This window comes from Pseudomonas sp. IPO3747 (assembly GCF_013385245.1).
Taxonomy (GTDB): domain Bacteria; phylum Pseudomonadota; class Gammaproteobacteria; order Pseudomonadales; family Pseudomonadaceae; genus Aquipseudomonas; species Aquipseudomonas edaphica.
Map to the genome: position 1 here is coordinate 329575 of NZ_JACAQL010000009.1, position 15231 is coordinate 344805.

The window sequence follows — 15231 nt, forward strand, 5'->3', positions numbered from 1 at the left end:
GGACTTTCTCGTCCTTCGGTGTGGCGCTATGGATAGCGTTCACGGCACCGATGGCATTTGCTGTGCCCAATCGCGTCGATCTGATCCAGCTGCCGCCTCCTGGCAGCGTGGTTCCCAGTGGCGCCTACAACGGCGACACGCTGACCCTCAACTTCCAGAACATCGAATTGCGTGCCGTGTTGCAGCAAATTGCGGATGTGGCCGGGCTTAATCTGGTGGCCAGTGATGAAGTGCAAGGCTCGATCACTTTGCGGCTCAAGGATGTGCCCTGGGACCAGGCGCTGGATCTGGTGCTGCAAATCAAAGGCTTGGATAAGCGCGTGAAGGCCGGCGTTTTGCTGGTGGCACCCGCCGAAGAATTGGCGGCCCGCGAGCTGCTGGCGCTGGAGTCGCGCAAGCAGATGGAAGAGCTGGCGCCCTTGCGGCGCGAGCTGTTGCAGGTCAATTACGCCAAGGCGGCGGACCTGGCCAAGTTGTTCCAGTCGGTGACAGGCGTTGACGGCTTTACCGATGAGCGCGGCTCGGTGGCGGTGGATGATCGCACCAATAACATCATCGCCTACCAGACCCGCGAGCAAATTGACGAGCTGCGGCGCATCGTGGCGCAGCTGGATGTACCGGTACGCCAAGTGATGATCGAGGCGCGGATTGTCGAGGCTAATGTCGATTACGACAAAAGCCTGGGCGTGCGCTGGGGCGGGCGGCTCAATCGCGGCAACTGGGGCGCGGGCGGTATCAGCAAGCCGTTGGCCGAGGGTGCGGAGCCACCGGAGAATCCGCCCAGCTCGCCGTTTGTCGATATGGGCTCGCTGGCCGGTACGTCTGGCTTGGGCATCGCTTTTATTACCGACAACCTGTTGCTCGACTTGGAACTGACGGCCATGGAAAAAACCGGCAACGGCGAAATCGTCTCACAGCCCAAGGTGGTCACGTCCGACAAGGAGACCGCGCGCATCCTCAAGGGCACCGAGATTCCTTACCAGGAGTCCAGCTCGCGTGGCGCCACCTCAGTGTCGTTCAAGGAGGCCTCGCTGTCGTTGGAGGTGACCCCGCAAATCACCCCGGATGGCTGGGTGATTATGGAGGTCAAGGTCACCAAGGACGAGCCGGACTACCTGAACAAGCTCAACGACGTACCGCCGATCAAGAAAAACGAGGTCAACGCCAAGGTGCGGGTCAAGGATGGCGAGACCATCGTCATTGGCGGGGTTTTCTCCAATACGCAAAGCAAAGTGGTAGATAAAGTGCCATTTTTGGGCGATGTGCCGTATCTTGGCCGCCTTTTCCGGCGCGATGTGCTGGCGGAGAAAAAATCCGAGCTGCTGGTATTCCTGACTCCGCGTATTATGAATAACCAGGCGATTGCTGTGAGTCGTTGATTCTGTGCGAAATTTGATTCTTGTAGGACCGATGGGGGCTGGAAAAAGCACCATCGGCCGTTTGCTGGCCAAAGAGCTGCGCCTGCCGTTCAAAGATTCCGACAAGGAAATTGAATTGCGCACGGGTGCCAATATCCCATGGATCTTCGATAAGGAAGGCGAACTGGGCTTTCGCGACCGCGAGCAGGCGATGATTGCCGAGCTGTGCGGCTGCGATGGCGTGGTATTGGCCACCGGCGGCGGTGCAGTGATGCGCGATGAAAACCGCCGGGCGCTGCATGCCGGTGGTCGCGTGGTTTATTTGCATGCATCGGTCGAGCAGCAGGTGGGGCGTACCGCGCGCGATCGCAACCGCCCATTGCTGCGTACCGCAGACCCGGCAAAAACCTTGCGGGACCTGCTCACGCTGCGTGATCCGCTGTATCGGGAAATCGCCGATCTGGTGGTCGAAACCGATGAGCGGCCGCCTCGAATGGTGGTCCTCGACATTCTTGAGCGTTTGCAGCAGTTGCCACCCCGTTAAAGCCAGGCCCGAAATGCGCTATTCTCGGCGGCGCGCCATCCTCCTCCGGAGTATGGCGCAGAGCCATCAGGCGACGAAAATCCGAGCGTTGCCGATCGTACATATTTCTTCACGCGGGGACACATGCAGACACTTAAGGTCGATCTAGGCGAGCGCAGCTACCCAATCCATATTGGCGAAGGTTTGTTGGACCTGCCCGAGTTGCTCGCACCGCATATTGCCGGTCGGCAAGTGGCGATCATCTCCAATGAAACGGTCGCGCCGCTGTATCTTGAGCGTCTGAGCCGCAGCCTTGCGGCCTACTCGGTGATTTCGGTGATCCTGCCCGATGGCGAGGCCCACAAGAACTGGGAAACCCTGCAACTGATCTTTGACGGCCTGCTGACTGCACGGCATGACCGACGTACCACGGTGGTCGCCCTGGGCGGCGGCGTGATCGGCGACATGGCCGGCTTTGCCGCAGCTTGCTACCAGCGCGGCGTGGACTTTATCCAGGTGCCGACCACCTTGTTGTCCCAGGTCGATTCGTCGGTGGGCGGCAAGACCGGCATCAACCACCCGCTGGGCAAGAACATGGTGGGTGCGTTCTACCAACCACAAGCCGTGCTGATTGACACCGCGACCCTCAACACCTTGCCGCCGCGCGAGCTGTCGGCCGGTCTGGCAGAGGTCATCAAGTACGGGCTGATTTGTGACGAGCCGTTCCTGACCTGGCTCGAAGAACACATGGACGCCCTGCGTGCCCTGGACCAGGTGGCACTGACCGAAGCGATTTCCCGTTCATGCGCCGCCAAGGCGCTGGTGGTGAATGCCGACGAACGGGAGTCCGGTGTGCGCGCCACCCTGAACCTGGGCCACACCTTCGGCCATGCGATCGAAACGCACATGGGCTATGGTGTGTGGTTGCACGGGGAAGCCGTGGCGGCTGGCACAGTAATGGCACTGGAAATGTCGCAACGCCTGGGCTGGATCAGCGCCCAGGAGCGTGATCGCGGCATCCATCTGTTCCAGCGCGCCGGCTTGCCGGTTATTCCGCCGGAAGAGATGACCGAGGCGGATTTCCTCGAACATATGGCAATCGACAAGAAAGTGATCGACGGTCGCCTGCGACTGGTGCTGCTGCGCCACATGGGCGAAGCGGTAGTGACCGACGATTATCCGAAAGAGATTTTACAGGCCACGCTGGGAGCGGATTACCGCGCCCTGGCCCAGCTTAAAGGTTAATAAGATCCCGATGACTAGTTTGCATGCCGACGAGGCGTTCCTCGGCCACTACCAGTTAAGCCACGACCCTTTTGCTCCACGGGTGCCTGGCTTCAAATTTTTCCCTGCCCAGCGCAAGCCGGTGCTCGGTCAGTTGCACCACCTGGCGCGCTACAGCCAACTGTTGCTGGTTGTGACCGGCCCGTTGGGCAGTGGCAAGACCCTGCTGCGCCAGGCGCTGGTTGCCAGCACCAACAAGCAATCGGTACAGAGCGTGGTGGTATCGGCCCGTGGTGCCGGTGATGCAGCCGGCGTACTGCGCCAGGTTGCCCAGGCGCTGAACGTTGCCAATGCCGAGCCGAACGCGATCCTCAAGCAGGTTGTGCAGTTGGGCCTCACCGGCCAGGAAGTCTACTTGCTGGTGGACGATGCCGAGCAGCTCGACGAATCCGCCCTGGAAGCGCTGCTGGCGCTGGCGGCGGGTACGCCGGAAGGGCGCCCGCATGTGTTCCTGTTTGGTGAGTCGTCCTTGATCGCCGATCTGGAGCAGATCAGCGGTGAGCAGGAGCTGTTTCACGTCATCGAATTGCAGCCGTACGAAGAGGAAGAAACCCGCGAATACCTGGCTCAACGCCTCGAAGGCGCCGGTGCCGGTATCGAACTTTTCACGGCAAATCAGATCTCTGATATTCACGAAAGCGCAGGCGGCTGGCCTGGCACCATCAACCAGGTTGCCCGCGATGCCTTGATCGAAGCCATGATTGCCAGCCGCTCTGCGGTTAAGCGTCCAAAGATGGGGTTTACTATGCCTAAGAAGCACGTATTGGCGATTTCTGCCGTGGTCGTGGTCGCTGTCGCTGCTGCCTGGTTGATCCCGGGTCGCAGCAAGGCACCCGCCACCGCCGGCGCGCCAACCGAACAGGCGCAGTTGCCGCTGGGCAAGCCCACGCCAAATGTCGAATTCGCCAACTCCGGCCAACCGACCAACCTGCCGATGGTCGGCCAGCCAGTCATGCGCGGCCCGCTCGCTGAAGCCGCCGGTGGTATCTCCGAAGGTGACGACGGTGTGCCGGTGGAAGGCTCCAGCGCCACGCCGCCAACCGTAACCACCACCGCACCGCCTGCCGGCGTTCCGGCTGGCCCGGCAGCCGCTCCAGTTGCCAAGCCGACGCCAGCGCCGACCGTTGCCACTGCCAAGCCTGCCCCGGTTGCCAAGCCTGTCGCGCCTGCGCCAGTGGCCAAGCCGGCACCGGCCGCCAAGCCTGCTGAAAAACCTGCCGCTGTTGCCAAGGCCGCTGCCCCTGCCGCCGCCGGCAGCAGCTGGTACACCAGCCAGCCAACCGGTAATTTCGTCGTGCAGATCCTGGGCACCAGCTCCGAAGCCAACGCCCAGGCGTTTGTGAAAGAGCAGGGCGGCCAGTACCGTTATTTCAAGAAAGTGCTCAACGGCAAGCCTCTCTACGTGATCACCTACGGCAGCTTCCCAAGCCGTGCAGCAGCTGATTCCGCTATCAAAGCCTTGCCAGCGAAGGTTCAGGCTGGTAAACCTTGGCCTCGCACTGTTGCCAGCGTTCAACAAGAACTCGCAACAAGTCGCTGAAGATTCGGCGGCCTTACCCAGGCCGCCTCTCCCGGCACCTCAAAATTAAAACCGCAAGTGCGTGCTGCCCTCAAGGCCGCGCGCCCTGCGGTGTCTGCGTCACAGTAGCTTTTGAGTCGTAGCGGTCAGAATTAAAAAAGTTTTGACTAGCACAGCATATCGCTTTAAACCTTTCATAAATGCGACATAGATTTGCGACATTTCGTCGCTAAATTTGTGAGCGTTCGTGTCGGTGTGTACAATGACCTCCCTTTTGCCCCCGCTAAGCCGGCGTACGTTCGGCGTGGAAGGTAACCGGTTGAATTGAAAAGAAATTTGCCTCGATATAAGAGGCAGCCTGGTGAGAAAGTGTCTATGAAAGCAGGTCTGTACCAACCCGATGAATTCAAGGATAACTGCGGTTTCGGCCTGATAGCCCACATGCAGGGCGAGCCCAGTCATACCCTTTTGCAAACGGCCATCGAGGCCCTGACCTGCATGACCCACCGCGGTGGGATCAACGCCGACGGCAAGACCGGTGACGGTTGCGGTTTGCTGATTCAAAAGCCCGACCAGTTCCTGCGCGCTGTCGCAAAAGAGCAATTTGCTGTCGACCTGCCCAAGCAGTACGCCGTGGGCATGGTGTTTTTCAACCAGGACCCGGTAAAAGCCGAAGCCGCTCGCGAGAACATGAACCGCGAGATCCTGGCTGCTGGCCTGCAACTGGTGGGCTGGCGCAAAGTGCCGATCGACACCAGCGTGCTCGGCCGCCTGGCCCTGGAGCGCCTGCCGCAGATCGAACAAGTGTTCATCGCAGGCGATGGCCTCAGCGATCAGGACATGGCGATCAAGCTGTTTACCTCGCGTCGTCGTTCATCGGTGTCCAACGCCGCCGACACCGACCACTACATCTGCAGCTTTTCGCACAAGACCATCATTTATAAAGGCCTGATGATGCCGGCGGATTTGACCGCCTTCTATCCAGACCTGAGCGACGAGCGCCTGCAAACCGCAATCTGCGTGTTCCACCAGCGCTTCTCCACCAACACCCTGCCAAAATGGCCGCTGGCTCAGCCATTCCGCTTTCTCGCCCACAACGGCGAGATCAACACCATCACTGGCAACCGCAACTGGGCCGTGGCCCGTCGCACCAAGTTCGCCAACGATTTGATGGACCTCGAAGAGCTCGGCCCGCTGGTTAACCGCGTGGGTTCCGACTCCTCCAGCATGGACAACATGCTCGAACTGATGGTCACCGGCGGCATTGACCTGTTCCGTGGCGTGCGCATGATCATTCCGCCTGCGTGGCAGAACGTCGAGACCATGGACCCGGACCTGCGTGCGTTCTACGAGTACAACTCGATGCACATGGAGCCGTGGGACGGCCCGGCCGGCGTGGTGATGACCGACGGCCGCTACGCGGTGTGCCTGCTCGACCGTAACGGCCTGCGCCCGGCGCGTTGGGTGACTACCACCAACGGTTTTATCACCCTGGCGTCGGAAATCGGCGTGTGGGACTACAAGCCTGAAGACGTGATCGCCAAAGGCCGTGTAGGCCCGGGCCAGATCCTGGCCGTGGACACCGAGACCGGGCAGATCCTCGACACCGACGCCATCGACAACCGCTTGAAGTCGCGTCACCCGTACAAGCAATGGCTGCGCAAGAACGCCCTGCGCATCCAGGCGACCATGGAAGACAACGACCACGGTTCGGCTTTCTATGACGTCGACCAGCTCAAGCAGTACATGAAGATGTACCAGGTCACGTTCGAAGAGCGCGACCAAGTGCTGCGCCCGCTCGGTGAGCAAGGCTATGAGGCGGTCGGCTCCATGGGCGATGACACGCCAATGGCCGTGCTGTCCCAGCGCGTGCGTACGCCGTACGACTATTTCCGCCAGCAGTTCGCCCAGGTGACCAACCCGCCGATCGACCCGCTGCGTGAAGCCATCGTGATGTCGCTGGAAGTGTGCCTCGGTGCCGAGCGCAACATCTTCCAGGAATCGCCTGAGCACGCCTCCCGTGTGATCCTCAGCTCGCCGGTCATTTCCCCGGCCAAATGGCGCTCGTTGATGACCCTGGAGCGTCCAGGTTTCGACCGCCAGATCATCGACCTGAACTACGACGAGAGCCTCGGCCTTGAAGCCGCTGTGCGCAACGTCGCCGATCAGGCCGAAGAGGCTGTGCGTGCCGGTCGTACCCAGATCGTGCTGACCGACCGTCACATCGCGCCAGGCAAGCTGCCGATCCACGCCTCCTTGGCCACCGGCGCGGTGCACCACCGCCTGACCGAAAAAGGCCTGCGTTGCGACTCCAACATCCTCGTGGAAACGGCTACTGCCCGCGACCCGCATCACTTCGCAGTGCTGATCGGTTTCGGCGCCTCGGCGGTTTACCCGTTCCTGGCCTACGAAGTGCTGGGTGATTTGATCCGTACCGGTGAAGTGCTGGGCGACCTCTATGAGGTGTTCAAGAACTACCGTAAGGGCATCACCAAGGGCTTGTTGAAGATCCTGTCGAAGATGGGCATCTCCACCGTCACCTCGTACCGTGGCGCACAGCTGTTCGAAGCCATCGGCCTGTCCGAAGAGGTTTGCGAGCTGAGCTTCCGGGGTGTGCCAAGCCGTATCAAGGGCGCACGTTTCGTCGACATCGAAGCCGAACAGAAAGCCCTGGCAGCCGAAGCCTGGAGCGCGCGCAAGCCGATCCAGCAAGGCGGCCTGCTCAAGTTCGTGCACGGTGGCGAATACCACGCGTACAACCCGGATGTGGTCAACACCCTGCAAGCCGCCGTGCAGCAGGGCGACTACGCCAAGTTCAAGGAATACACCGCGCTGGTGGATAACCGCCCGGTGTCGATGATCCGTGACCTGTTCAAGGTGAAAACCCTGGACACGCCGCTGGCCATCAGTGAAATCGAGCCATTGGAATCGATCCTCAAGCGCTTCGACTCCGCCGGTATCTCTTTGGGCGCCTTGTCGCCCGAGGCTCACGAAGCCCTGGCCGAAGCCATGAACCGCCTGGGTGCGCGTTCCAACTCCGGCGAAGGCGGCGAAGACCCGGCGCGCTACGGCACCATCAAGAGCTCGAAAATCAAGCAAGTGGCGACGGGTCGTTTCGGTGTAACGCCGGAATACCTGGTTAACGCCGAAGTGCTGCAGATCAAAGTCGCCCAGGGCGCCAAGCCCGGCGAAGGCGGCCAACTGCCTGGTGGCAAGGTCAACGGTTTGATCGCCAAGCTGCGTTACGCAGTGCCCGGCGTCACCCTGATTTCGCCGCCGCCGCACCACGACATCTATTCGATTGAAGACTTGTCGCAGCTGATTTTCGACTTGAAACAAGTCAACCCGCAGGCGCTGGTCTCGGTGAAGCTCGTGGCAGAAGCTGGCGTGGGCACTATCGCCGCCGGTGTGGCCAAGGCCTATGCCGACCTGATCACCATCTCCGGCTATGACGGCGGCACCGGCGCTTCGCCGCTGACTTCCATCAAGTACGCTGGCGCACCGTGGGAGCTCGGCCTGGCTGAAACCCACCAGACCCTGCGCGGCAACGACCTGCGCGGCAAGGTGCGGGTGCAGACCGATGGCGGCCTGAAGACCGGCCTCGACGTGATCAAGGCCGCGATCCTCGGCGCCGAAAGCTTCGGCTTCGGTACTGCGCCAATGATCGCCCTGGGCTGCAAATACCTGCGCATCTGCCACCTGAACAACTGCGCCACCGGCGTCGCCACTCAGAACGAGAAGCTGCGCAAGGATCACTACATCGGCACCGTCGACATGGTGGTGAACTTCTTCACCTACGTCGCCGAAGAAACCCGTGAGTGGCTGGCCAAGCTGGGCGTGCGTTCGCTGGAAGAGCTGATCGGCCGTACCGACCTGCTCGACATCCTCGAAGGCCAGACCGCCAAGCAGAACCATCTGGACCTGACGCCGCTGTTGGGCAGCGATCACATCCCGGCAGACAAGCCGCAATTCTGCCAGGTGGACCGCAACCCGCCGTTCGACAAAGGCCTGCTGGCCGAGAAGATGGTCGAAATGGCCAGTTCCTCGATCAATGACGCCAGCGGTGGCGACTTTGCCCTGGATATCTGCAACTGCGACCGCTCGATCGGCGCACGCATCTCCGGCGAAATCGCGCGCAAGCACGGCAACCAAGGCATGGCGAAAGCGCCGATCACCTTCCGCTTCAACGGCACTGCCGGCCAGAGCTTTGGCGTGTGGAACGCCGGCGGCCTGCACATGTACCTCGAAGGTGACGCCAACGACTACGTGGGCAAGGGCATGACCGGCGGCAAGCTGGTGATCGTTCCGCCTAAAGGCAGCATCTACAAGACTCAGGACAGTGCCATCATCGGCAACACCTGCTTGTACGGTGCCACCGGTGGCAAGCTGTTCGCTGCCGGTACTGCCGGTGAGCGTTTCGCCGTGCGTAACTCCGGTGCCCACACCGTGGTGGAAGGCACTGGCGATCACTGCTGCGAGTACATGACCGGTGGCTTTGTCGCGGTACTGGGCAAGACCGGTTACAACTTCGGCTCGGGCATGACCGGCGGTTTCGCCTACGTGCTTGACCAGGACAACACCTTCGTCGACAAGGTCAACCACGAGTTGGTCGAGATCCAGCGGATCAGCGGCGAAGCCATGGAGTCCTACCGGAACCACTTGCAGCACGTGCTGGACGAGTACGTCGAGGAGACCGGCAGCGAATGGGGCCGTAACCTCGCCGAAAACCTCGATGATTACCTGCGTCGTTTCTGGCTGGTCAAGCCCAAGGCTGCCAACCTGAAATCGTTGCTTTCCAGCATCCGTGCCAACCCGCAGTGATATGCGCCTGAAGAGTTTGATGAGGTTTTAACATGGCTGAACGTCTGAATAACGACTTCCAGTTCATCGATGTCGGGCGCAAAGATCCGAAGAAGAAACTGTTGCGTCAACGCAAGAAAGAGTTCGTGGAAATCTACGAACCCTTCAAACCCCAGCACTCGGCCGACCAGGCCCACCGCTGCCTGGGTTGCGGTAACCCGTATTGCGAATGGAAGTGCCCGGTGCACAACTTCATTCCCAACTGGCTCAAGCTGGTGGCCGAGGGCAACATCCTCGCTGCCGCCGAGCTGTCGCACCAGACCAACACCCTGCCGGAAGTCTGCGGCAGGGTTTGTCCCCAGGACCGTCTGTGCGAGGGCGCATGCACCCTTAACGACGGCTTCGGCGCGGTGACCATCGGTTCGGTGGAGAAGTACATCACCGACACCGCGTTCGCCATGGGTTGGCGCCCGGACATGTCCAAGGTCAAGCCGACCGGCAAGCGCGTTGCGATCATCGGTGCAGGCCCGGCGGGCCTGGGCTGCGCCGACGTACTGGTGCGTGGTGGCGTGACCCCGGTGGTGTTCGACAAGAACCCGGAAATCGGCGGCCTGCTGACCTTTGGTATTCCCGAGTTCAAGCTGGAAAAAACCGTGCTGAGCCACCGTCGTGAAGTCTTCACCGGCATGGGTATCGAGTTCCGTCTCAATACCGAAATCGGCAAAGACATCACCATGGAGCAACTGCTCGCCGAATACGACGCCGTGTTCATGGGCATGGGCACCTACACCTACATGAAGGGCGGCTTTGCCGGTGAGGACCTGCCGGGCGTGTATGACGCGCTCGACTTCCTGATCGCCAACGTCAACCGCAACCTGGGCTTTGAAAAGTCGCCGGAAGATTTCGTAGACATGAAAGGCAAGAAGGTCGTGGTACTGGGCGGTGGTGACACCGCGATGGACTGCAACCGCACCTCGATCCGCCAGGGCGCCAAGTCGGTGACCTGTGCTTATCGTCGTGACGAAGCCAACATGCCCGGTTCGCGCAAAGAGGTGAAGAACGCCAAGGAAGAAGGCGTGAAGTTCCTCTACAACCGCCAGCCGATCGCCATCGTCGGTGAAGACCGTGTTGAAGGTGTGAAGGTGGTCGAGACGCGTCTCGGCGAGCCGGACGCCCGTGGCCGTCGCAGCCCCGAGCCGATCCCGGGTTCCGAAGAAATCATCCCGGCTGATGCCGTGGTTATCGCCTTCGGTTTCCGTCCAAGCCCGGCGCCGTGGTTCGAGCAGTTCGAAATCCAGACCGACAGCCAGGGCCGCGTGGTAGCCCCGGAACAAGGCCAGTACAAGCACCAGACCAGCAACCCGAAAATCTTCGCCGGTGGCGATATGGTGCGCGGCTCTGACCTGGTAGTGACCGCGATCTTCGAAGGCCGCAACGCCGCCGAAGGCATCCTGGATTACCTGCAAGTTTGAGTTGAAACACGGTCAACGGTGGGAGCTGGCTTGCCTGCGATAGCGATAGTGAATTCACCACCGCCATCGCAGGCAAGCCAGCTCCCACACAAACCCCATTCCAGATAGGGTTTGGTGGTGTCTGTCATACCGCAAGACACCGCGACAAATTGACCCGATAGACAAAAGGCACGGCTCACTCCGTGCCTTTTGCGTCGCGCTCTGAGAAAATGCCCGCACTTTTTTTGCGGATGCCGACATGACTGCCCTCAAGAACGACCGTTTCCTTCGTGCCCTGCTCAAGCAACCCGTAGACGTCACGCCCGTGTGGATGATGCGTCAAGCCGGTCGCTACCTGCCGGAATACCGCGCCAGTCGCGCCAATGCCGGCGACTTCATGAGCCTGTGCATGAACCCGGAGTTCGCCTGCGAAGTCACGATGCAGCCGCTGGACCGCTACCCACAACTGGATGCGGCCATCCTCTTCTCCGACATCCTCACCATCCCTGATGCCATGGGCCAAGGCCTGTATTTTGAAACCGGTGAAGGCCCGCGTTTCAAGAAAGTCGTCAGCACCCTGGCCGACATCGAAGCCTTGCCGATCCCGGACCCGCACAAAGACCTCGGTTACGTGATGGACGCTGTGAGCACCATCCGCCGCGAGCTTAACGGCCGCGTGCCGTTGATCGGCTTCTCCGGCAGCCCGTGGACCCTGGCTACCTATATGGTCGAAGGCGGCTCGTCGAAAGACTTCCGCAAAACCAAGGCCATGCTTTACGACAACCCGCAAGCCATGCACCTGTTGCTGGACAAGCTGGCGCAGTCGGTTACCAGCTACCTCAACGGCCAGATCATGGCTGGCGCGCAAGCGGTGCAGATCTTCGACACCTGGGGCGGCAACCTGTCGTCGGCGGCGTATCAGGAGTTCTCCCTGGCTTACATGCGCAAAATCGTCAGCGGCCTGATCCGCGAACACGAAGGTCGCAAAGTGCCGGTCATCATGTTCACCAAAGGCGGCGGCCTGTGGCTGGAAAGCATTGCTGATGCCGGTGCCGATGCGCTGGGCCTGGACTGGACCTGCGACCTCGGCGAAGCCCGGCAGCGCGTGGGCAGCCGCGTGGCGCTGCAAGGCAACATGGACCCGACCGTGCTCTACGCCAAGCCGGAAGCGATCCGCACCGAAGTCGGCCGCATCCTGGCCAGCTATGGCAAGGGCAGCGGCCACGTGTTCAACCTCGGCCATGGCATCACCCCGGAAGTGAACCCGGAGCACGCTGGCGCGTTCCTGCGTGCAGTGCATGAGCTGTCGGCGCAATACCACGAATAAAACGCAAACCTAATGTGGGAGCTGGCTTGTCGAATCGTCGCACCGCTGCGATAGCAGTAGTGAATTCATCACCGCCATCGCAGGCAAGCCAGCTCCCACATTAAAAGCAGGACCGCGTCAGGTTTTTACATTCCCCAGCGGCGGCAACTTCGCCAGCTTCAGCGCCACCAACAGCGCGCCAATCAACAGCGCCACGATAAACCCGCCAATCCCGTTCCACCCGGCAAAGTGCCAGAAGAACCCGCCCGCCGTCCCCGCGACACTCGACCCCACGTAGTAGCAGAACAGGTACAGCGACGACGCCTGCCCTTTGGCCCTTACCGCCCGCCGCCCAATCCAGCTGCTGGCTACCGAATGCGCGCCGAAGAAGCCGAAGGTGAAGATCAGCATGCCCGGCACCACCAGCCACAGCGGCGTGAACAGGGTCAGCAGCATCCCTGACAGCATCAAGACGATGGTGCCCCACAGTACGCGACGGCGGCCGAGACGGTCAGCCAGAGAGCCGATTTTCGCCGAGCTGTAGATGCCTGACAGGTACACCAGCGACAACAGGCCAACCACCGCCTGGCTAAGTTCGTAGGGCGAGGCCAACAGGCGATAGCCGATGTAGTTGAACATCGTCACGAATGCGCCCATCAACAGGAAGGCCTCGAGGAACAGCCACGGCAGGCCCGCGTCCTTGAAGTGCATGACAAAACCGTTCACCAGGTTACGCGGCTTCAGGCTGCTGGCGCGGAAGTTGCGCGATTCAGGCAGGATTTTCCAGAACACCGTGGCTGCGATCAGCGCCAGCGCGCCGATGATCAGCATCGCGGTGTGCCAGCTGACAAAGTCGATCAACACGCCGATGATCAGACGCCCGCTCATGCCGCCAATCGCGTTGCCGCCGATGTACAGGCCCATGGCCAAGCCAATGTGCTGAGGGTGGATCTCTTCGCTCAGGTAAGTCATCGCCACGGCGGCCAGGCCGCTTAGCGACAAGCCCACCAGCGCACGCATCAGCAGAATGCCTTCCCAGCTCGGCATCAAGCCGCTGGCGATGGTCGCCAGTGCGGCACAGAACAGGGCTGAAACCATCACCGGCTTGCGCCCCAAGCGGTCGGAAATTGGCCCGGTGACCAGCAGGCCGAGCGCCAGCATCGCCGTAGCAACAGAAAGGATCAGGCTGCTTTGCGCCGCATTGATGGAAAACTCGTGGGATAACGCCGGCATCATCGGTTGCACGCAGTACAGCAGGGCAAAGGTGGCAAACCCGCCGGAGAACAGCGCCAGCACCGTGCGCATGAACATCGGCGTGCCTTTTTCGATGTACGCGTCATTGAGCTGGGCGACCACCTCATCCAAGGCGGTAGGCGGGACTTCTTGAGCGAATGGCGCGACAGCAGATTTCACGGGGACCTCGGGGAGGAAAAGCCTGCCAGGACTGGCAATACGAAAAAGAATATAGCTGCCTAATGATTCTTTCCAATATATTGTTCGACCTGTTTAAGAGCTTTTACGACCTAATGAGGTTTGCATGGAATTGCGTCACTTGCGGTACTTCATTGCCGTCGCCGAAGAGCTGCATTTTGGCCGCGCCGCGCAGGTGCTGGGCATCTCTCAACCGCCGTTGAGCCAGCAGATCCAGGCGCTGGAACAGGAAGTCGGCGCACGCTTGTTTGAGCGCACCAATCGTCGGGTTGAGCTGAGCGAGGCCGGCCGATTGTTCCTGCACGAGGCGCGTTTGGTGTTGGCGCAGGTGGATAAAGCCGCCGACGTTGCCCGCCGCGCGCAATTGGGGGAGTTAGGCGAACTGAAGATCGGCTTCACCTCGTCGGCGCCATTCAACGCCAGCATTCCACAGGCGATCTTTGCGTTTCGTAAAGCCTTCCCGGCGGTGCACCTGAATTTGCAGGAAATGAGCAGCACCGAAGTGGCCGAGTCGCTGGTGGATGAGTCGATTCAGGTGGGCCTGATGCGCCCGCTGCCGTTGCCGGATTCTCTAAGCGTGATCGAGTTGATGCGCGAGCCGTTGGTTGCGGTATTGAACGCTGGCCATCCGTTGGTGGAAGGCAGCGAGCGCGGCCTGCACCTGGCGCAACTGGCCGAAGAGCCGTTTGTATTTTTCCCGCGCACCTACGGCAGCGGCCTCTACGCTCAGCTGCTCAACCTGGCCCGCGATGCCGGCTTCAGCCCGCACTTCGCCCAGGAAGCTGGAGAAGCGATGACCATCATCGGCCTGGTGGCGGCGGGGTTGGGGGTGTCGGTGCTGCCGGCGTCTTACCAGCGCATCCGCATTGATGGCGTGGTCTATCGCACCTTGCTCGATCGGGAGGCCGTGACGGCGGTGTGGCTGGTGCAACGCAAGGGTGCGCAAACGCCAATGGCCAAGGCCTTTGTGGAGCTGCTGACGCGCCAGGCGATCTTATAGTCGAACACGGTCAAAAGTGGGAGCTGGCTTGCCTGCGATGCAGGCGCCTCGGTTTATCAGAAAAACTGAGGTGAACCCATCGCAGGCAAGCCAGCTCCCACATTTGGATGCGAAAGCCTCAGTTCTGTTTCAAAGCCTCCACGCCATTGATACCCGCACTCTGCAAGCCCGCCATGATGTCGCGATCCAGCATGCTCACCCAGCGGTTGTAGTTGCGATGGATCTTGCCGTCCTTGTAGCCCAGGTCGCGGCTGTCGCGGTAGGTGATGGCGTAGCTGGTGCGGGTGTAGCGGATATCGATTTCGGCGTGGAATTGGTTGCGCACAGTGATTTCGGCCTGCACCAGTTGCGGGCTCAGGCGTTGCACGGTCCATTCGCGTTTTTGCAGGGCCGCGACGATCACCTGTTTGATTTTTTCTTCGCTGAGCTGGGCCGTGACCGGCAAATCGTGCTGGGTGTTTAGCACGGGTTTGTTGGTGCAACCGGCGGTGGTCAGCAAAGCCAGAGTGATCAGGGTGGCGCGTAGCAAGGAAGACATTCCGTTTTCTCCAGTCAATTA

Annotated in this window: 10 protein-coding genes; 8 read left to right on the plus strand and 2 right to left on the minus strand. The window is 60.8% G+C overall.

Annotated features, from left to right (window positions below; genetic code table 11):
• Window positions 1–50 precede the first annotated feature (50 nt).
• From HX790_RS14710 to hemE, 7 genes are all read left to right on the plus strand, one after another.
• Window positions 51–1379, plus strand: a complete 1329-nt coding sequence (locus HX790_RS14710; protein ID WP_176991784.1) for a type IV pilus secretin PilQ — start codon at window positions 51–53, stop codon at window positions 1377–1379.
• Window positions 1380–1383: 4 nt separating this feature from the next.
• Entirely contained in the window at window positions 1384–1902 is a 519-nt protein-coding gene (gene aroK / locus HX790_RS14715) for a shikimate kinase AroK (protein ID WP_017138567.1), read from the plus strand.
• Between the two features lie 123 nt (window positions 1903–2025).
• Complete coding sequence (gene aroB, locus HX790_RS14720) at window positions 2026–3126, plus strand: 3-dehydroquinate synthase (RefSeq protein WP_017138566.1); 1101 nt, start codon at window positions 2026–2028, stop codon at window positions 3124–3126.
• 10 nt (window positions 3127–3136) lie between these two features.
• Window positions 3137–4705, plus strand: a complete 1569-nt coding sequence (locus HX790_RS14725; RefSeq protein WP_017138565.1) for an AAA family ATPase — start codon at window positions 3137–3139, stop codon at window positions 4703–4705.
• A 354-nt stretch (window positions 4706–5059) separates the two neighbouring features.
• Window positions 5060–9505, plus strand: a complete 4446-nt coding sequence (gene gltB / locus HX790_RS14730) for a glutamate synthase large subunit (RefSeq protein ID WP_169986593.1) — start codon at window positions 5060–5062, stop codon at window positions 9503–9505.
• Window positions 9506–9537: 32 nt separating this feature from the next.
• Complete coding sequence (locus HX790_RS14735) at window positions 9538–10956, plus strand: FAD-dependent oxidoreductase (RefSeq protein WP_003187920.1); 1419 nt, start codon at window positions 9538–9540, stop codon at window positions 10954–10956.
• Between the two features lie 238 nt (window positions 10957–11194).
• Window positions 11195–12262 carry a uroporphyrinogen decarboxylase gene (gene hemE / locus HX790_RS14740; RefSeq protein ID WP_099548052.1) on the plus strand — a complete coding sequence of 356 codons (1068 nt, stop codon included), beginning with the start codon at window positions 11195–11197 and terminating at the stop codon, window positions 12260–12262.
• Between the two features lie 117 nt (window positions 12263–12379).
• Here the strand turns inward: hemE and HX790_RS14745 are convergent, their stop codons facing one another.
• Window positions 12380–13606, minus strand: coding sequence for an MFS transporter (locus HX790_RS14745; protein ID WP_186354733.1), 1227 nt, complete (start codon window positions 13604–13606; stop codon window positions 12380–12382).
• Window positions 13607–13778: 172 nt separating this feature from the next.
• On the opposite strand from HX790_RS14745, the gene HX790_RS14750 reads away from it, so the two are divergent.
• On the plus strand, window positions 13779–14672 hold the full coding sequence (locus tag HX790_RS14750; RefSeq protein ID WP_017138561.1) for a LysR family transcriptional regulator: 894 nt from the start codon (window positions 13779–13781) through the stop codon (window positions 14670–14672).
• 118 nt (window positions 14673–14790) lie between these two features.
• On the opposite strand, the gene HX790_RS14755 is transcribed toward HX790_RS14750, so the two are convergent.
• A complete protein-coding gene (locus HX790_RS14755) occupies window positions 14791–15210 on the minus strand; it encodes a hypothetical protein (protein ID WP_017138558.1) in 420 nt (139 codons plus the stop codon).
• Window positions 15211–15231: the final 21 nt, after the last annotated feature.

Bases quoted from the DNA above. Each gene is read 5' to 3' on its own strand.
- aroB (WP_017138566.1), top strand. From the start codon at position 2,026: ATGCAGACACTTAAGGTCGATCTAGGCGAGCGCAGCTACCCAATCCAT.
- HX790_RS14750 (WP_017138561.1), top strand. From the start codon at position 13,779: ATGGAATTGCGTCACTTGCGGTACTTCATTGCCGTCGCCGAAGAGCTG.
- HX790_RS14725 (WP_017138565.1), top strand. From the start codon at position 3,137: ATGACTAGTTTGCATGCCGACGAGGCGTTCCTCGGCCACTACCAGTTA.
- HX790_RS14710 (WP_176991784.1), top strand. From the start codon at position 51: ATGGCATTTGCTGTGCCCAATCGCGTCGATCTGATCCAGCTGCCGCCT.
- gltB (WP_169986593.1), top strand. From the start codon at position 5,060: ATGAAAGCAGGTCTGTACCAACCCGATGAATTCAAGGATAACTGCGGT.
- HX790_RS14755 (WP_017138558.1), bottom strand. From the start codon at position 15,210: ATGTCTTCCTTGCTACGCGCCACCCTGATCACTCTGGCTTTGCTGACC.
- HX790_RS14735 (WP_003187920.1), top strand. From the start codon at position 9,538: ATGGCTGAACGTCTGAATAACGACTTCCAGTTCATCGATGTCGGGCGC.
- hemE (WP_099548052.1), top strand. From the start codon at position 11,195: ATGACTGCCCTCAAGAACGACCGTTTCCTTCGTGCCCTGCTCAAGCAA.